Origin of the sequence: Bradyrhizobium guangdongense, assembly GCF_006483445.1 — a bacterium.
Classification (GTDB): domain Bacteria; phylum Pseudomonadota; class Alphaproteobacteria; order Rhizobiales; family Xanthobacteraceae; genus Bradyrhizobium; species Bradyrhizobium guangdongense_A.
On the sequence record NZ_PPPT01000032.1, the window covers coordinates 1 to 16,509 of the forward strand.

The window sequence follows — 16,509 nt, forward strand, 5'->3', positions numbered from 1 at the left end:
CGACGCCGGGCCTCGACGTCCGCCGCGCCTTCGGCTTCGTGCGCGACGACGTGCTCAAGACCACCAACAACAAGCAGGAGCCGTTCGTTTACGACTCGCTCGGCGGCGACGACCTGCCGCTGGTGCCGGCCAAGGTCGCTGCCGTGGCGCCGACGGCGGCGCCCGCCAATCCGCAGGCCGAAGTGCGCCGCGACTACGAGCTCGCGCTGCAGGTCGGCAACAAGCCGGCATGGGACGCGTTCCTGGCGCAGCATCCGGATGGTTTCTATTCCAGCCTGGCAAAACTCCAGCTCGACAAGATTTCTGCCGAGCAGGCCCATGCGGCCGCAACGGAGAAGGCCAAGCAGGCGGAGGCCGAGCGCGATCGCCTCGCCGCGTCAGGTGCGCAGAAGGATGCGCAGGCCAAGGCTGAAGCAAACGCCAAGGCTGCCGAGCAAGCGCAGCTCGCCGCGCAGCAGGCCAAGGAGCAGGCGCAGAAGCAGGCGGCCGCCGCCGAGCAGCAGCGTGTCAATCTTGCGGCGGTTGCGCCGGAGAATTCGGCAGCGCGTGCGGCGCCCGCGGGCACCAGCGTTGCCGCGCTCACACCCGCGACCTCGCAGCTCGATCTCACCAAGGCGGTGCAATCGGAACTCGGCCGCGTCGGATGCTACTCGGGCTCGGCCGACGGCAATTGGAATGCGGCCTCGCAGCGCTCGCTGACGTTGTTCAACCGCTATGCCGGCACCAAGCTCGACGTCAAGGTTGCCAGCACCGACGCGCTCGACAGCATCAAGACCAGGCAGTCACGCGTCTGCCCCATGATGTGCGAGCAGGGTTTCAAGGCCGACGGCGACAAGTGCACCAGGATCGTTTGCCGCGACGACTATGTCTTGAACGACGACAATGAGTGCGAGAAGAAGCGCGCCAGCAAGCCGGCGACTGCGAAGCGCGACGACGGCCAGCAGCAGGATCGTCCTGCGCGGCAGCGCGCGCAGGCTGGTGCTGCAGCAGCGGCCGGCGCAGGCGGCGCTGCCTCTGGTGGTCAAATCTATTGCAACGACCTGATCTGCCGCCCGGTCAGAAAGGGCTGTCGCCTGGGATTCAAGGGTGGCGGCGGTATTGGAGCCGATCCCAACCCGGAGATCTGCAACTAGAGCGTTTTCCAGCGAAGTGGAAACCGGTTCGCGTCAAGAAAACGCGTCAAAACAAGAATCTAGAGCCCCGTTCCGATTCCATCGAAACGGAAAAGGCTCTAGCCGCTACGAGGAAATCGCGCTCGCCGCGATGTTCACCGTCAGCGCCAACAGCGCCGTGTTGTAGATGAACGAGACGATGCCGTGCGCGGTCGCGGTGCGGCGAATGGTCTTGTCGGTGATGCCGACGTCGGAGACCTGTGCGGTCATGCCGATGACGAAGGAGAAATAGACGAAATCCCAGTAGTCGGCGTGGTCGTCCGTGTCGCCGCTCGGAAACTGCAGGCCGCCGGGCGGGTGACGATAATAGTCATGGGCGTAATGCAGCGCGAAGGTGGTGTGCACCGCGGCCCATGACAGCGCGATGGTCGAGATCGCAATCGTCAGCTCGAACACGCCGCGATGGGGAACGCCGAGCTCTGCGACGATCGCGGCGATGCTGGCGAAGGCGCCGATTGCGCCGACCAGCAGGATCACGAAGCGGCCGTCGTCCTGCATCGCGGCGTCACGGGCGATGCGATCGTGGTCGCTGTTCAGCATCATGCCATAGACCAGCACGAGATAGGCCGCGATCAGCGCGTCCCAGCCGAGCAACAGCCGCGTCACCAGACGGAACGAGCCGGGCATCAGCAGGCAGACGAGAATGCCGATGCCGAGCGCGATGAAGGTACGCGGCCGCGCATAAACCACGCGCATCGGCCGCGACATCTTTCGGAAGCGGACAAGGACAGGATCGTCTTTGTCGATGCCCGCCATCGAGCCGTCAGCTCTTCCGCTCGGCGACGAAGTGCGCGGCGGCCTGCAGCACGGCAGCGCGATCGCCGAAGATCGACACCGCGGCGTCGGCGCGCGCGAGCAAGTCGCGCACGCGCTGCTTGGCGCCGTCGATGCCGAGCTGGGTGACGAAGGTGGTCTTGCCGAGCGCAGCATCGGCCCCGGCCGGCTTGCCGAGTGCAGCCGCATCGCCCTCGACGTCGAGCAGATCGTCGGCGATCTGGAAGGCTTCGCCGAGCGAGCGGCCGTAATCGTCGAGCGCCTGATATTCCGCATTCGTGGCCTGACCGAGGATCGCGCCCGCGATGCAGCCATAGCGCAGAAGCGCACCGGTCTTCATCTGCTGAATACGGGCGACATCGATCGGTTCGTTGCCGCCAAAGCGCCCCTCTCCCGCGAGATCGAGGATCTGGCCGCCGACCATGCCGCCGATGCCGGCGCAGCGCGCCAGCGCGCGCGTCAGCAGCAATCGCACATTGGCGTCGCGATGAATCTCGTCGCGGGTGATGATGTCGAAGGCGATCGTCAACAGGCCGTCGCCGGCGAGGATCGCGGTCGCATCGTCGGTCTTCTTGTGCAGCGTCGGGCGGCCGCGGCGCAGGTCGGAATTGTCCATCGCGGGCAGATCGTCGTGGATCAGCGAGTAGCAGTGGATGCATTCGAGCGCGGCGCCCGCGAGCAGCGCAGCCTCGCGCGGCACGCCGAACACGGCGGCGCTCTCGACCACGAGGAACGGGCGCAGGCGCTTGCCGCCACCAAGACTCGAATAGCGCATCGCGTCCATCAGCCGCTTCGGTCGCGCGATCTCGTCGGACAGGACGTCGTCGGAGAGCAGCTTGGCCAGCAGGGCTTCGGTGTCGTCGGCGGTCTTGTCCAATCGTGCTGCGAAATCGCGTTTTGCGAAGTCGGACGGGGTCGTGCCGGTCATCAAGAAAGGCTCCAAATACGAAATTGGCCGGACAATCCTTTATGCGGGCGTGTCAGTCAATCATTTGGAACGCCTTAAAAGCGCTGGAAAAGGCCCGAATTATCACAGACTTAATAGACGAGCCGTTGTTAATTTTCATTGTCCCGCCGGAAAGCCCCGCTTGCGCGCCATCAAAATCATCCTGCTGGTGTGTCTGGTCGCGCTGCTCGTGCCTTATCTGATCGCGCCGTTCTACCGCACCGGTCATCCGGTCTCGACGCTGATGGCCTGGCGATCGCTCCGCGGCGCGCCGATGCAGCGGCAATGGATCGATCTCGCGGCGATGTCGCCTTACGTGCCGCGCTCGGTGGTCGCAGCGGAAGACGCCCATTTCTGCAAGCATCGCGGCATCGACTGGGGCGCGCTGCGCGAGGCGATCGACGACGCGCAGGAGGACGGCACGCCGTTCCGGGGCGCCTCCACCATCACCCAGCAGGTGGCCAAAAACCTGTTCCTCTGGCAGGGCCGGGACCCGGTTCGGAAGGTGCTGGAATTCCCCCTGGCGCTGTGGATCGACCTGGTGCTGCCCAAGCAGCGGATTCTGGAGATCTACCTCAACATCGCCGAGCTTGGCCCCCAGGGGCAGTTCGGCGTCGAAGCCGGGGCCGCCCATGCCTTCGGCAAATCGGCTGCCAACCTTTCGCCGCGGGAGGCCGCGCTTCTGGCCTCGATCCTGCCGAACCCGGTCCGGCGCAGCGCTAAAACTCCCGGGCCGGGCGTCCGGCGGCTGGCGGGGACCTACGTAGCGCGGGCGCAGGCCAGCTCATTGCAGACCTGCTGGCGGGAAAATCGTTGATTTCGAGCCATTTTCGGGCGTTTTTTCCGGCCCAATGCCCTAGATTTACGGCCAACCTTCCTCTATAAGCGCGGCCTTGATCGGCATTCCGCTCGCCCCGTCCGGGTGCTGAGCCGTCCTCCGGACGATGCCCCCGAACACCAATCCCTAGAGGATATCGAAATGGCCGTTCCGAGACGTAAAACCTCGCCGTCGCGCCGTGGCATGCGCCGCTCGGCAGACGCCATCAAGAAGCCGACCTACGTGGAAGACAAGGACTCCGGCGAGCTCCGCCGTCCGCATCATCTCGACCTCAAGACCGGCATGTACAAGGGCCGGCAGGTCCTGAAGAAGAAAGAGTCCTGAGGCCGGTGCGTTCTCGGGCGGGGCGTTTTGACCCGCCTGAATTCGGCCTATCAGTGAGTAAAGACGGTGACGGCGGCGGAGCTGATGCTTCGCCGCCGCATTGTCCTGCCCGGATGTCTTGATCAGGAAAGCTCAAGCCGATGGTCGGTTTCCCGCTGCTTCTCATCCCGCTCGCGGTCTACAACATCATCGCCTTCCTGATGCCGAGCGTGTCCTTCGGCGACGTGCTGTTCCGCGTGCCGATGATCACCGGCGAAGCCTGGGCCGTCACGCTCAACGATCTCCTGCTTGCGCTCGGCATCGTGCTTCTGTTGCTCGAAGTGGTGAAGGGCGCGCGGCCCGGCTCGAAATTCCTGATGGATCATTTGCTGTCGCTGATCGTGTTCGGCGCCGCCGCGGCCGAATTCGTGATGTGGCCGAAGTTCGGCAACTCCACCTTCTTCCTGCTGACGCTGCTCGCAATGGCCGATTTCTTCGGCGGCGTCGCGCAGCGCTCGCGCCGCCGCGTCGTGTATGCCGAGGCGGCGCCTGCGCCGCGCAAGTCGCGCCGTCGCGAAGCTGAAGAGGTTGAGGAGGCGCCAGTCGTCGAGCCGCGCCTCGAGCAGCCGGCACCCGCGCCGCAGCCTGCGCCTCCTGCACCGACGGCGCAGTCAATCGCCGAATCCGTGCTGAAGGATCATCCGGCGCCGCGTCCGACCGCGCCGGAAGTCTCGCCGCAGCTCCAGCCGAGCAACGGCACGCAGGCTTCGCCCGACCAGCCGCAGCGCTAAGCGTTTCAGTCGATGTCGTTCAGGCGACCTGTCGCGTCCGCGAACTGACGCTGGGCAGTGGACGCTTGTTGCCATAGGCCAGGTTGGCATCCGCGGGTGAAGCCCGACGCAGGCGGCTTGCCTGCGGTACGTGCTCGGCATTGGCGATCAACTGGGTGACGAAGCTCGGGTCGGGTCGCGGCAGCACGCTCTTGTGGACCCATGCCAGGGTCGGCGTCAGCGGGACCAGTCCGGTGCCCGTGCCGTGCTCGCCTGCCTCGTCTGGTTGGTTGGTACTCAACATCGCATACCCGGCTCGACTGTCGCGTTTCGGGACGCGACGCCCTGTGCGTGTCATGTACTCGCAAGGCCTATGCCGGCCGGGCCGATATGGTTCCCAAGTGCCTTTCGAACGTGGTTTCCAGACTGTTAATGAACTTTGCCTAGGGTCGGAGGCGAATCTGGCTCTATCCTGAGCCGGGCGGAAGGTTTTCGCTGTCCCGAAACGAGGCGATCTTGACCCTTTTCATGCCGCAAGCCTCCGACATCCTCGCTTCCCTCGGGCAGGCCGTGTTCGTCTGGGATATCGCAAGTGACGCGATCCAGTGGGGCGACCAGGCCGGACAGATCTTTGCGGGCATTCCGCCGGAGAAGCTCGCCTCCGGCGCCGAATTCGCAAAGCTGATCGAGCCGTCGCAATCGATCCGCACCGCAGCCCTCGCGCTGACCTCCGCCGTGCATGGCGCCGACGGCACGCCCTACCGCGTCGAATACGGCGTGCGCATGAGCGCGTCCGAGCCGGTGGTCTGGATCGAGGAGACCGGCCGCTGGTTCGCTGGCCCCGACGGCCGCCCGGTGCGCGCGCAGGGCATCATTCGCGTCAACAATGAACGTCACGCCCGCGATGAGGAACTGACGAAGCTCGCGCGCCTCGATCCGCTGACCGGCGAATTGAACCGCACCCATCTGATCGCAGCCCTAGCGGAAGCCATCGAGGAGTCGACCCGCTTCCGCTCGACCTGCGCCTTCATGCTGGTCGGCATCGATCATCTCGCCCGCGTCAACGACGCCTTCGGCTTCGACGTCGCCGACGCCGTGATCCTCGACATCGCAAAGCGCATCCGCACGCGGCTGCGCGGCGGCGACGTGCTGGGGCGCTTCTCCGGCAACAAGTTCGGCCTGATCCTGAAGAATTGCACGATCGACGACATGAACGTTGCTGCCGAGCGGTTCCTCGCCGGCATTCGTGACGAGGTGGTGCCGACGAAATCCGGACCGGTGTCGGTGACGGCATCGATCGGTGCCGTCAGCGTGCCGCGCTATGCGCGCAATGCCGACGAAGCCATCAACCGCGCCCATGAGACGCTGGATGCCGCAAAGCACCGGCGCGCCGGCTCGTTCGGTACCTGGAAGCCGAATGCCGAGCGCGACGCGCAGCGCCGCGTCAACATCCGCGTCACCGACGAGATCGTCACCGCGCTGAACGAGCGCCGCATCGTGCTGGCCTATGAGCCTGTCGTGGCGGCCGCCTCGCGCGAGAACGCGTTCTACGAATGCCTGGTGCGGATGGAGCAGGGCGACGGCTCAACGCTGCTCGCGCCCGATATCGTGCCGGTCGCCGAGCGCCTCGGCTTGATTCGTCTGGTTGACCATCGCGTGCTCGAGCTCGTGGTCGCCGAACTTGCGGCTTCGCCCGACGTACAGCTCAGCCTCAACATTTCGCCGGACACCACGATGGATCCGGACTGGTGGGCGTCAATCGAATCGCTGATGTGCGCGCATCCCGGCGTCGCCGAACGGCTGATCGTCGAGATCACCGAGACGGTGGCGATCCAGGACATCGACGACGTCCGCGCCTTCGTCGGCCGGCTCAAGAGCTTCGGCAGCCGCATCGCGATCGACGACTTTGGTGCCGGCTACACCTCGTTCCGGAATCTGCGCAAGCTCGGCGTTGATATCGTCAAGATCGACGGCGCCTTCGTGCAGAACATCACCCGTTCAGCCGACGACCGCGCCTTCGTGCAGACCCTGATCGACCTCGCCCGCCGTCTCGAGATCAAGACGGTCGCCGAATGGGTGCAGGACGATGAGGCCGCCAACCTGCTGCGCGACTGGGGCTGCGACTTCATCCAGGGGCGGCTGATCGGCCTGGCCTCAGCCGAGCGCCCGTGGGGCGCCCCGCCGGACAGTGTGCTGCCTGCCGCTGGGTAGGAATCGTGGGGTGGGCAAAGCGAAGCGTGCCCACCGCTTCTGTCGCATTCGCGGAAAGATGGTGGGCACGGCCAAGAGCGCCTTTGCCCACTCTACGGCACCGGTATTCTCCTCACGCGCCCTCGTCCAACGCCACCAGCTCGCGCTTCCTGCGCAGGGTGGGCAACAGCGGGGCGATCAGCAGCACCAGTGCGAAGACGAGGCAGGTCGCCGAGATCGGCCGCTGCACGAAGGTCCAGAGATCGCCCTGCGACAGGATCAGCGACTTGCGTAAGTTGTTCTCCATCATCGGTCCGAGCACGAAGGCCAGCACCAGGGGTGCGGGCTCGAAGCCGAGCTTGCGCATGAAGTAGCCGATGACGCCGAAGGCGATCATCACATAGACGTCGAACACGTTGTTGCTGGAGCAGTAGACGCCGAGGATCGTGAACAGGATGATCAGCGGGAACAGGATGTTGTAGGGCAGCTTGAGGAGCTGCACCCACATGCCGATCATCGGCAGATTGAGCACCAGCAGCATGAGATTGCCGATATACATGCTGGCGACGATGCCCCAGAACAGGCCGGGGTTTTGCGTGATCAGCAGCGGCCCCGGCTGCAATCCGTGAATCACGAAGGCGCCGAGCAGTAGCGCCATCACCACGTTCGGCGGGATGCCGAGCGTCATGAGCGGAATGAACGCGCCGCCGGCGGCCGCGTTGTTGGCGGATTCCGGGCCCGCGACGCCCTCGATCGCGCCATGGCCAAAACGCTCCGGCGTCTTCGACAACCGCTTCTCCAGTGCATAGGACGCAAACGACGCCACCACCGCGCCGCCGCCCGGCAAAATGCCGAGCAGGAAGCCCAGTAAGGTGCCGCGCGCCACCGGCCCTGCGCTCGCCTGCCAGTCGGCCTTGTTGGGCAACAGCTGCGTGATCTTGGTGTTGATGATGTCGCGTTTGAGCACCTGCTCGGTGTTGAGCAACACCTCGGCGACGCCGAACAGACCCATCACCACGGGCACGAGGCCGATGCCGTCGATCAGCTCCATGCGACCAAAAGTCAGGCGCGGTTGCGCGGTGATGCTGTCGAGACCGATCAGCCCGAGCACGACGCCGATACAGGCCATCAGGAGCGCCTTGGGCATCGATCCTTGGGTGAGGAAGGTGAGCACGACGAGGCCGAGCACCATCAGGCTGAAATATTCGGCAGGTCCAAACGCGATCGCGATGCCCGCGAGCTTTGGCGCCACCAGCATCAGCGCGACGAGCGCAAAGGTGCCGGCGATGAAGGAGCCGAAGGCGGAGATGCCGAGCGCGGGGCCGGCGCGGCCCTGCTTGGCCATCTGGTGGCCGTCGATGCAGGTGACGACGGAGGCCGCTTCGCCGGGGATGTTGACCAGGATCGAGGTCGTCGATCCCCCGTACATCGAGCCATAATAGATGCCGGCCATCATGATGATGCCTGATTCCGGCGTGCCCGACAGCGTCACCGGCAGCAACAGCGACATCGCCGAGATCGGCCCGATGCCGGGCAGCACGCCGACCAGCGTGCCGATGAACACGCCGATGAAACAATAGAGCAGGTTGATCGGCAGCAGCGCGACGCCGAACCCGTGCGCGACGTTGGCAAGCGTATCCATGCGATCAACCGATCCCGAACATGCCGGAAGGCAACTGGATCAGCAGCAGGCGTTTGAGCACCCACCACATCCCTGATGGCACCAGCACCGCGACCGGGATCGCAAGCGTCCAGCGCACGGGGTCGATCACGCGCAAAAGGACCAGCATCAGGGGGATCGACGACAGCAGGAAGCCGAGCGGCTCCAGCGCGAAGGAGAACGCGGTGAGGCACGCAATCAGCAGCAGCGGCTTGGTCCAGCGCGCATTCTCCCAGCGCGACGCCAGCGTCGGCCCGCCCTCGGTGACGGCCGAGACGATGATCGCGGCCGCGAACACGCACATCAGGATGCCCGTGTAGAACAGCACATAGCCCGAGCCGGGATCGTTGATGGTGCCCAACTTGAGTTTTAGCCCCTGCCAGATCACGAAGCCGCCGAGCGCCAGCCCGATCAGCCCGCCCCAGAGCTCGGAATTGCCGAGACGGAGTTTGACGTTGTGGTCGTTGTTCATGTGAAGCACCCCTAGACCACCGTCACCCTGAGGTGGCCGCTTCTTCAGCGGCCCTCGAAGGGCGCCGGTGCCCGTGTCCATCCTTCGAGGCGAGCCGCGAGGGCGGCTCGCACCTCAGGATGACGCCGGTATGTGTGGCAGTCCAACCTTACTTCTTCGCCAGCCCGAGCGTGTCGATCACCTTGCGCTCGGAGTCCGTGACCTCGACCACGAATTTCTTGTAGTCCTCGGTGTTCTTGTAGTTCGGCACCATGTCGTATTTGGCGAGCGTCGCGATCACGGCGGGGTCCTCGACCGCCTTTTTGAAGGCATCGTGCAGCTTCGCGACGATCTTTGGATCCATGCCCTTGGGGCCGGCAACGCCGAACGGCGAATCGTAGACCATGGGATAGCCGAGCTCCTTCAGGGTCGGCACATCAGGATAGTTCGGCGAGCGCGCGCCGGTCCACACCATCAGGAGCTTCAGCTTGCCGGCGTCGACCAGTGGCCGCCATCCCGTGGAATCCGCTTGCAGCATGGTGTGCTGGCCGAGCACCGCGGCGTTGGTCTCCGCGCCGCCCTTGAACGGCACCTGCGTGAGCTTGATGCCGGACATCGCGGCGATCTGCTCCATGCCGATATGCAGCGAGGTGCCGGTGCCCGGCGTCGCATAGGTCACCTTGCCGGGATTTGCCTTGGCAAAGTCGATCACGTCCTTCCAGCTCTTGAACTGCGACTCCGCGCTCGTAGTGACGCCGAACGTGTAGCCGGTGAGATGGACGATGTAGGTAAAGTCCTTGGCCGGATCCCACGACACTTCCTGCATCAGGGGCAGGCGGAACACCGTGATCGGGATCTGCGAGATGGTGTAGCCGTCGGGCTTTGCCGCGGCTGCCATGGTGGCGGGCCCCACCGTGCCGCCGCCGCCGGCCTTGTTGTCGATCACGATCGGCTGGCCCAGCACCTTTGAGGCGCTGTCGGCGATCGCGCGCATCGAGATGTCGGTCGAGCCGCCCGCCGGCCACGGCACGATCAGCGTGATCGGCTTGGTCGGATAATCCTGGGCGTGGGCTGCAACCGACAGCAGCATGCCCGCCGCAACCATCGCCGTTCCAAAAACCTTGCCAAGAATTTTTCGTGACATCGCAATGCCTCCCTTGCGGGGCTCCTCGCCGGGCCGCCGCTTTTCATTTTTGTGACGCGATTGTCCCTGAAAACGAGAGGGAAGAAAAGCGCATTGCGCCAATCGTCTAGCGCCCGACTGCCGCCGATTTCAGCAGCAAGATGCGCGTGCGACAATTGGTCGTGCGCGCGCCTGCCGAGACACGGAATTTGACGGTAGCCGTTTGCAGGCCAAGCCGGGTCCCATTTCCGTCGCAAATCCGCCGCCGACTCAATCGAGGTTCGGCGCATCCGCTGGGGGCTTGTCCGAAGGGGGACTTGCCATGGGTGCCGATGATTTGTCGCGCGCGAAGGCGCGGAAAATGATTTCGACGGGGAACGATGTTGAGACCGATGATTTCTTCGAGCTTTTGTCGCGGCAGCTAGGTGAGACCGCCGAATTTCCGGACGACGAATCGCCGTCAAACGATGTCGTCTGGTTGCTCGAGGAGAATGCCCGCTTGCGCGCGCTCGCCGTCAAACTCTCGAGCCTGGTCGGAGATTTGTCGGATCGCGAGTGGCGTAGCGCGCTTGCGGCCGCAGAGCTCGCCACGCTCAACCAGGTCAGGTCGCCGCGGCCCTAATGCCATGTCACCGCGCGTTCTAAGGCCGCGGAAGGCGCGTGCGAAGCCTTCGCGGAAGCTGCGTGTGAGACGCGCGCGCGGCTGGCGCGTTCTGCGCTTCGGTCCAAAGTTCTGGTTCGTCCGCGTCCGGTCGCTGGCTGCGGTCAAGCCGACGCTGGCAGGCGTTGCCAACGATAACAGTCCGGACAATTGGCCGATTGCGCCGTTTCCCGACGGCTGGACGGGCTCGTGAGCAGGCGTCGTTACGCCACGCGGCGGAGCGCGCCCAGGCTCTCGATCACGCGATCGATCTCGGCGGCCGGAGCGGGGCGGCCGAAGTAGAAGCCCTGCACGGCCGTGCAGCCGGAGGCGCGGACGAATTCGAGCTGGTCCGATGTCTCGACGCCTTCCGCCGTGGTCTCGACGCCGAGCACCGAGCCGAGGCTCGCGATGGTGCGGACGATCGCGACGCTTTCCGGGCTTTCGCCGAGCGTGCCGACGAAGGAGCGGTCGATCTTGATGCGGTCGAACGGGAATTTGCGCAAATAGCTGAGCGAGGAATAGCCGACGCCGAAATCGTCGAGGCTGATGCGCACGCCAAGCGCGCGCAATTGATGCAGCGTGTCGATGGTGGTTTCGTTGTCGTCGAGGAGCGCCGTCTCGGTGACTTCGAGCTCGAGCCGTTGCGGCGGCAGGCCGGCTTCGGCAAGCGCGCTCGTGACCATGGCGACCAGCCCGCGCGAGCGGAACTGCACCGGCGACAGGTTCACCGCGATGGTCATGGCGTCGGGCCAGGTGACCGCGGTGGCGCAGGCCGCGCGCAGCACCCATTCGCCGATCGGAATCACCAGGCCGGTTTCTTCGGCGATCGGAATGAATTCGGCGGGCGACACCATGCCGCGCACCGGGTGCTTCCAGCGCAGCAGCGCCTCGAAGCCGGTCAGCTCGGAATTATCGAGACGAACCTGCGGCTGGAACACGAGATGGAATTCGCGTGCCTCGAGCGCGCCGCGCAGATCGTGCTCCAGCGCGTGGCGCGAGCGTGCGTGCTCCTCCATTTCGGGCTGGAAGAGCTGGTAGGCGCCGCGGCCTTTGGCCTTGGCCTGGTACAGCGCGAGGTCGGCACATTTCATCAGCTCGTCGGTGTCGAGCCCGTGCTCGGGGGCGATTGCGATGCCGATGCTGACGCCGACATGGATCGACTGGTTCTCCAGCGGCGGCGGCCGGCCGATGATCTCGACCAGGCGGCGCGCCAGCCGTTCGGCGGATTCCGGTTGCGGTCCGCGCTGCAGCAGCGCGAATTCGTCGCCGCCGAGCCGCGCGACGGTGGCGTGCTCGCCGGCGTGCTCCTTGAGTTGGGCGGCCACCCAGCGCAGCAGGCGGTCGCCGGCGGCGTGGCCGAGACGGTCGTTGACGGTCTTGAAATTGTCGAGGTCGAGGCACAGCACCGCCATCTCGCCGCCGGCAACGGCGATCTCGGCCAGGCTCTCGTTCATCTGGTCGCGGAACAGCGTGCGGTTGGGCAGGTCGGTCAGCGAATCGTGTCGCGCCATGTGGGCGACGCGCGCCTGCGCCTTGTGGCGCTCGGTGACGTCCTCATAGGTGACGACCCAGCCACCATGCACCATCCGAGTGTGGTTGAGCTTGATGATGCGGCCGTCGGCGAGGTGACGGTGCAGCGTGTGCTCGCCCCCGCGCAGCCGCTCGATATAGTCGGCATAGAACGCTGCCGCCGTCATGCCCGGATAGTGCCCGAGCGCGCAGGCGTGCTCCATGATCTCGCGCAGCGACGCGCCGGGTTTCACGACCTCCGCCGAAAGGCCGAAGAGCTCGATGTAGCGCGCATTGCAGACGATGACGCGCAGATGGCTGTCGAACATGCACAGCCCCTGGCTCATGTTGTTGAGCGCAGCATCGAACCGGCGATACTGTTCGCTCAGCTCCTCGATCGCGTGCTCGCGTTCCGTGATGTCCTCATAGGTCGCGACGAAGCCGCCTTCGAGCAGGGCGCAGTAGCGCACCGAGATCATCGTGTCGTTTGCCATGCGCCGGCGCATCGGCGAATCGTCGCGACTGGCGATGCGGGCGCGGGCGGCTTCGAGAATCTGTTGCGGCGTGTAGTCCGAGGAGAATGCGCCGTTCGCCATCGAGCGCTCGACCAGCTCGCTCAGATGCGTGCCCGGCCTCGTTTCCTCCAGCGACAGGCGGTAGATCTCGCGGTAGCGGCTGTTGCAGACCTTGAGGCGCATGTCGCTGTCGTAGAAGCAGAGGCCATGCGCCATGTTTTCCAGTGCGGCGTCGAGCATGAAGTTCTGTTGCTTCAGCGCCTCTTCATATTTCAGCCGGTCGGTGACGTCCTCGTGCGCTGTGACCCAGCCGCCGTCGGGAAGGAAGCGCGAGACCGCCTGCATGATGCGGCCGTCATGGCGTGTCAGCAGCACGGTGTTCGGGCTCTTGCGGCGGACCTCTTTCATCCGGTTGGCGTGGAATTCGTCGGCCGATGTGCCCGGCAGATTGCCGCGGGAGATCCAGTGGTCGAGCAGGTCGCGATGCGAGATGCCGGGTTTGATGATGTCGGGGTCGAGATTGTAGAGCGCGAGATACTGCTCGTTGCAGACGTTAAGGCGACCGTCGGCATCGTACATGACGAGCCCGTGCGACATGTTGGCGAGTGCATGCTGGCTGCGCTCGGTCTGCAACTGCAACTGCGTCTCGAGCCGGGCGAGGCGCGTGACGTCGTCGCAGATCGTCATCCAGCCGCCTTCGGGCAGGGGCTTCTGGTCCAACGCAAGCACGATGCCGCTGGACAGCCGCTGTTCGGCCCGGAACGGCTTCCCCGCGGTGACCCGTGCGATGCGCTCGTGAAAGAGGTTGTCGACCTCGCCGACGGGAAAATTGCCGAGCGAAGCCGAGTGCGCGAGCACGTCGCGATAGCTCGTGCCCGGCCGAACCACGTCGGCCGACATGTTGAACAGCTCGAGATAGCGCCGGTTGAGCAACACGATGCGATTGTCGGCATCGTAGACGCAAACCCCCTGCTCCATGCGATCGAGCGCAAGCTGGCTCAGCGCGAGCAGGGCTTCCGTGCCGGCGGCCTCCGGCCTGGTCTTGCGGGTCGTCGTCATCGGTGAGGAGCTTCTCGGGCGGGCCAACACACTTAACGCAACGTAACTGGGACGTTGAGCGTAGCGTCGATCTGGGAAAATTCCCTTAAGCGTGGTAGTTTACGGAGGGTGACCGGGAGTTGGGATTCCCCGCGCGCACAAAGGCAAGCCTCCCAATTCAGCGTCGTCCTGGCGAAAGCCAGGACCTCCGAGCGAGCGCCTTGCGCTCGTCGAGATTACCCCAGGGAGGAGTTTGGCGAAGATTGGTAGTCGCGAGAATTTCGTCGGTGCGCACACCGCGCGCGATCGAGAGATCACGCGGTATGGGTCCTGGCTTTCCGCCAGGACGACATTGTTGATGCAGGGTCGGTAGAACGACTGGCGGCTTTGTCCTGAAAAACCTACTCGTCCTTCTTCGACATCCGCTCCAGCCGCTCCTGCATGTCCTTCATCTGCTGGCGCAGCTCGTCGATGTTGGCGTCCTTGGCAGGCTCGGTGCCGGCATCGGGCTCGGGCTCCGGCGCGCCGGTGCGCGGTGCGAACGGCTTGAACATCGAGAAGGTCTGCTGGAACAGCTCCATGTTGCGGCGGACCTGCTCCTCCAGCGGGGCGAAGGGCGTGCCGGACAGCGTGCTGGCGATCTGCTTGCGGAACTTCTCCTGCTCCTGGGTCAGCGTCGCGATCGACTGCTCCAGATATTTCGGCACCACCATCTGCATGCTGTCGCCGTAGAAGCGGATGAGCTGGCGCAGGAAGGTGGTGGGCAACAGGTTCTGGCCCGCCTTGTTCTCCTGCTCGAAGATGATCTGCGCGAGCACGGAGCGGGTGATGTCGTCGCCGGTCTTGGCGTCATAGACCAGGAAATCCTCGCCTTCCTTGACCATGGCGGCGAGATCTTCGAGCGTCACATAGGTGCTCGTTCCGGTGTTGTAGAGCCGGCGGTTCGCGTATTTCTTGATGGTGGTGGGTTGGTCTGATTTCGCCATGGGCTCTCACTTGAACGACGCTGAGAACGGAACCTGCGGCAGTGCCGCAAGGCGCGGGAAGAGTACGCAACGCAACAAAATAAGCATTTTCAACGACCTCACGCTACCGTTTTGTGCGCCACGGTTAATCGGGGAGCAAAAAGTTGCTTGCGAAACAGCCAAGAACGCTATTTTGAATGCGCTGCGGCGTAAAACCGGCCTCCAGCCGATTGACATGCCTCAACGACGTTAACAGGATGCCATTCGAGACTGGCGAGCCCAATCTGGCTGTCCGCCTGCCCCGTCTACCCAGAACCTCAAGCCCCAGGAGATGCCCATGTCAGACGATGTCGTCATCGTCAGCGCCGCCCGCACCCCGGTCGGAAGCTTCAACGGAGCCTTCGCGACCCTTCCCGCCCACGATCTCGGCGCTATCGCCATCAAGGCCGCGCTGGAGCGCGGTGGCATCGAGCCCGGCCGGGTCTCCGAGGTCATCATGGGGCAGATCCTCACCGCGGCCCAGGGCCAGAACCCGGCCCGCCAGGCCTCGATCGCCGCTGGCATTCCGGTGGAAAGCCCGGCTTGGGGCGTCAACCAGCTTTGCGGCTCGGGCCTGCGCACGGTTGCGCTCGGCTATCAGGCGCTGCTCAACGGCGATTCCGAAATCGTCGTCGCCGGCGGCCAGGAATCCATGAGCATGGCCCCGCACGCCCAGTACCTGCGCGGCGGCGTCAAGATGGGCGCGCTCGAATTCGTCGACACCATGATCAAGGACGGTCTGTGGGACGCCTTCAACGGCTACCACATGGGCAACACCGCCGAGAACGTCGCGCGGCAGTGGCAGATCACCCGCGCGCAGCAGGACGAGTTTGCGGTCGCCTCGCAGCAGAAGGCCGAAGCCGCGCAGAAGGCCGGCAAGTTCAACGACGAGATCGTTCCGGTCACCATCAAGACCCGCAAGGGTGACGTGGTGGTCAGCGCCGACGAATATCCCCGCCATGGCGCGACGCTCGATGCGATGGCAAAGCTTCGTCCGGCCTTCGAGAAGGACGGCACCGTGACCGCAGGTTCGGCCTCCGGCATCAATGACGGCGCAGCCGCCGTGGTGTTGATGACCGCGAAGCAGGCCGCCAAGGAAGGCAAGAAGCCGCTCGCGCGCATCGTGTCCTGGGCGCAGGCCGGCGTCGATCCGAAGATCATGGGCTCGGGCCCGATCCCGGCGTCGCGCGCCGCGCTGAAGAAGGCCGGCTGGAACGTCGGCGACCTCGATCTGATCGAGGCCAACGAGGCCTTCGCGGCGCAGGCCTGTGCCGTCAACAAGGATCTCGGCTGGGATACCTCCAAGGTCAACGTCAATGGCGGCGCGATCGCGATCGGCCATCCGGTCGGTGCTTCCGGCGCGCGCGTGCTGGTGACGCTGCTGCACGAGATGCAGAAGCGCGATGCGAAGAAGGGCCTCGCCACGCTGTGCATCGGCGGCGGCATGGGCATCGCGATGTGTCTTGCACGCGATTAAAAAGTAACGCGTGCGCTGCACGCGGCTAAAAAGGCGGCGGTTGCATCTCAAATATTCTTCGCAACCGCGTAAGCCTCGACTAAAGACAAGCGCCCG

15 protein-coding genes and 1 pseudogene are annotated in these 16,509 nt (G+C 64.9%); 8 read left to right on the top strand and 8 right to left on the bottom strand.

The features are described 5' to 3' along the window. Positions 1-1,133, top strand: a pseudogene (locus C2U70_RS04950) (caspase family protein); the annotation flags it as partial. Between the two features lie 105 nt (positions 1,134-1,238). Here C2U70_RS04950 and C2U70_RS04955 read toward each other — a convergent pair. Together C2U70_RS04955 and C2U70_RS04960 are read right to left on the bottom strand one after the other, a co-directional pair. Next, positions 1,239-1,928 (bottom strand): DUF1345 domain-containing protein, encoded by a 690-nt coding sequence (locus tag C2U70_RS04955; protein WP_140976746.1) that lies wholly within the window; start codon positions 1,926-1,928, stop codon positions 1,239-1,241. A 7-nt stretch (positions 1,929-1,935) separates the two neighbouring features. Continuing rightward, positions 1,936-2,874 (bottom strand): polyprenyl synthetase family protein, encoded by a 939-nt coding sequence (locus C2U70_RS04960; RefSeq protein WP_140976747.1) that lies wholly within the window; start codon positions 2,872-2,874, stop codon positions 1,936-1,938. 160 nt (positions 2,875-3,034) lie between these two features. Between C2U70_RS04960 and mtgA the strand changes: the two genes are divergently transcribed. The 3 genes from mtgA (at position 3,035) to C2U70_RS04975 (ending at position 4,824) form a co-directional block, all read left to right on the top strand. Next, entirely contained in the window at positions 3,035-3,709 is a 675-nt protein-coding gene (gene mtgA, locus C2U70_RS04965; protein ID WP_140976791.1) for a monofunctional biosynthetic peptidoglycan transglycosylase, read from the top strand. A gap of 162 nt (positions 3,710-3,871) precedes the next feature. After that, positions 3,872-4,054 (top strand): 50S ribosomal protein L32, encoded by a 183-nt coding sequence (gene rpmF, locus C2U70_RS04970; protein ID WP_007598106.1) that lies wholly within the window; start codon positions 3,872-3,874, stop codon positions 4,052-4,054. Between the two features lie 140 nt (positions 4,055-4,194). Continuing rightward, the gene (locus C2U70_RS04975) at positions 4,195-4,824 is read left to right on the top strand and encodes a hypothetical protein (protein ID WP_140976748.1); all 630 of its coding nucleotides are present in this window, start codon (positions 4,195-4,197) and stop codon (positions 4,822-4,824) included. Between the two features lie 19 nt (positions 4,825-4,843). Here the strand turns inward: C2U70_RS04975 and C2U70_RS04980 are convergent, their stop codons facing one another. Continuing rightward, positions 4,844-5,107: a hypothetical protein gene (locus C2U70_RS04980; protein WP_186294069.1), complete on the bottom strand. Its 264-nt coding sequence runs from the start codon at positions 5,105-5,107 to the stop codon at positions 4,844-4,846. A gap of 212 nt (positions 5,108-5,319) precedes the next feature. On the opposite strand from C2U70_RS04980, the gene C2U70_RS04985 reads away from it, so the two are divergent. Then, a complete protein-coding gene (locus C2U70_RS04985; RefSeq protein WP_186294070.1) occupies positions 5,320-7,014 on the top strand; it encodes a bifunctional diguanylate cyclase/phosphodiesterase in 1,695 nt (564 codons plus the stop codon). A 112-nt stretch (positions 7,015-7,126) separates the two neighbouring features. Here the strand turns inward: C2U70_RS04985 and C2U70_RS04990 are convergent, their stop codons facing one another. The 3 genes from C2U70_RS04990 to C2U70_RS05000 form a co-directional block, all read right to left on the bottom strand. Next, complete coding sequence (locus C2U70_RS04990; protein ID WP_140976750.1) at positions 7,127-8,635, bottom strand: tripartite tricarboxylate transporter permease; 1,509 nt, start codon at positions 8,633-8,635, stop codon at positions 7,127-7,129. A 4-nt stretch (positions 8,636-8,639) separates the two neighbouring features. Continuing rightward, positions 8,640-9,125, bottom strand: coding sequence for a tripartite tricarboxylate transporter TctB family protein (locus tag C2U70_RS04995; protein WP_186294071.1), 486 nt, complete (start codon positions 9,123-9,125; stop codon positions 8,640-8,642). A 148-nt stretch (positions 9,126-9,273) separates the two neighbouring features. Then, positions 9,274-10,248 (bottom strand): tripartite tricarboxylate transporter substrate binding protein, encoded by a 975-nt coding sequence (locus tag C2U70_RS05000; protein WP_140976753.1) that lies wholly within the window; start codon positions 10,246-10,248, stop codon positions 9,274-9,276. A 340-nt stretch (positions 10,249-10,588) separates the two neighbouring features. Between C2U70_RS05000 and C2U70_RS05005 the strand changes: the two genes are divergently transcribed. Together C2U70_RS05005 and C2U70_RS32820 are read left to right on the top strand one after the other, a co-directional pair. Continuing rightward, the gene (locus tag C2U70_RS05005) at positions 10,589-10,849 is read left to right on the top strand and encodes a hypothetical protein (protein WP_140976754.1); all 261 of its coding nucleotides are present in this window, start codon (positions 10,589-10,591) and stop codon (positions 10,847-10,849) included. A 64-nt stretch (positions 10,850-10,913) separates the two neighbouring features. After that, positions 10,914-11,081, top strand: a complete 168-nt coding sequence (locus tag C2U70_RS32820; protein WP_186294072.1) for a hypothetical protein — start codon at positions 10,914-10,916, stop codon at positions 11,079-11,081. Positions 11,082-11,091: 10 nt separating this feature from the next. Here the strand turns inward: C2U70_RS32820 and C2U70_RS05010 are convergent, their stop codons facing one another. Together C2U70_RS05010 and phaR are read right to left on the bottom strand one after the other, a co-directional pair. Next, positions 11,092-13,953 carry a PAS-domain containing protein gene (locus C2U70_RS05010; protein WP_140976756.1) on the bottom strand — a complete coding sequence of 954 codons (2,862 nt, stop codon included), beginning with the start codon at positions 13,951-13,953 and terminating at the stop codon, positions 11,092-11,094. A gap of 380 nt (positions 13,954-14,333) precedes the next feature. Continuing rightward, positions 14,334-14,918 carry a polyhydroxyalkanoate synthesis repressor PhaR gene (phaR, locus tag C2U70_RS05015; protein ID WP_140976757.1) on the bottom strand — a complete coding sequence of 195 codons (585 nt, stop codon included), beginning with the start codon at positions 14,916-14,918 and terminating at the stop codon, positions 14,334-14,336. A gap of 316 nt (positions 14,919-15,234) precedes the next feature. On the opposite strand from phaR, the gene C2U70_RS05020 reads away from it, so the two are divergent. Continuing rightward, complete coding sequence (locus C2U70_RS05020; RefSeq protein WP_140976759.1) at positions 15,235-16,413, top strand: acetyl-CoA C-acetyltransferase; 1,179 nt, start codon at positions 15,235-15,237, stop codon at positions 16,411-16,413. The last annotated feature ends 96 nt before the right edge of the window (positions 16,414-16,509 follow it).

What these genes read in the sequence shown, in the direction of transcription:
- C2U70_RS05010 (WP_140976756.1), bottom strand. Translation starts at nt 13,953, where the DNA reads ATGACGACGACCCGCAAGACCAGGCCGGAGGCCGCCGGCACGGAAGCC.
- C2U70_RS05020 (WP_140976759.1), top strand. Translation starts at nt 15,235, where the DNA reads ATGTCAGACGATGTCGTCATCGTCAGCGCCGCCCGCACCCCGGTCGGA.
- C2U70_RS04995 (WP_186294071.1), bottom strand. Translation starts at nt 9,125, where the DNA reads ATGAACAACGACCACAACGTCAAACTCCGTCTCGGCAATTCCGAGCTC.
- C2U70_RS04980 (WP_186294069.1), bottom strand. Translation starts at nt 5,107, where the DNA reads ATGTTGAGTACCAACCAACCAGACGAGGCAGGCGAGCACGGCACGGGC.
- C2U70_RS05000 (WP_140976753.1), bottom strand. Translation starts at nt 10,248, where the DNA reads ATGTCACGAAAAATTCTTGGCAAGGTTTTTGGAACGGCGATGGTTGCG.
- C2U70_RS05005 (WP_140976754.1), top strand. Translation starts at nt 10,589, where the DNA reads ATGATTTCGACGGGGAACGATGTTGAGACCGATGATTTCTTCGAGCTT.
- rpmF (WP_007598106.1), top strand. Translation starts at nt 3,872, where the DNA reads ATGGCCGTTCCGAGACGTAAAACCTCGCCGTCGCGCCGTGGCATGCGC.
- phaR (WP_140976757.1), bottom strand. Translation starts at nt 14,918, where the DNA reads ATGGCGAAATCAGACCAACCCACCACCATCAAGAAATACGCGAACCGC.
- C2U70_RS04990 (WP_140976750.1), bottom strand. Translation starts at nt 8,635, where the DNA reads ATGGATACGCTTGCCAACGTCGCGCACGGGTTCGGCGTCGCGCTGCTG.
- C2U70_RS04955 (WP_140976746.1), bottom strand. Translation starts at nt 1,928, where the DNA reads ATGGCGGGCATCGACAAAGACGATCCTGTCCTTGTCCGCTTCCGAAAG.
- C2U70_RS04975 (WP_140976748.1), top strand. Translation starts at nt 4,195, where the DNA reads ATGGTCGGTTTCCCGCTGCTTCTCATCCCGCTCGCGGTCTACAACATC.
- C2U70_RS04960 (WP_140976747.1), bottom strand. Translation starts at nt 2,874, where the DNA reads ATGACCGGCACGACCCCGTCCGACTTCGCAAAACGCGATTTCGCAGCA.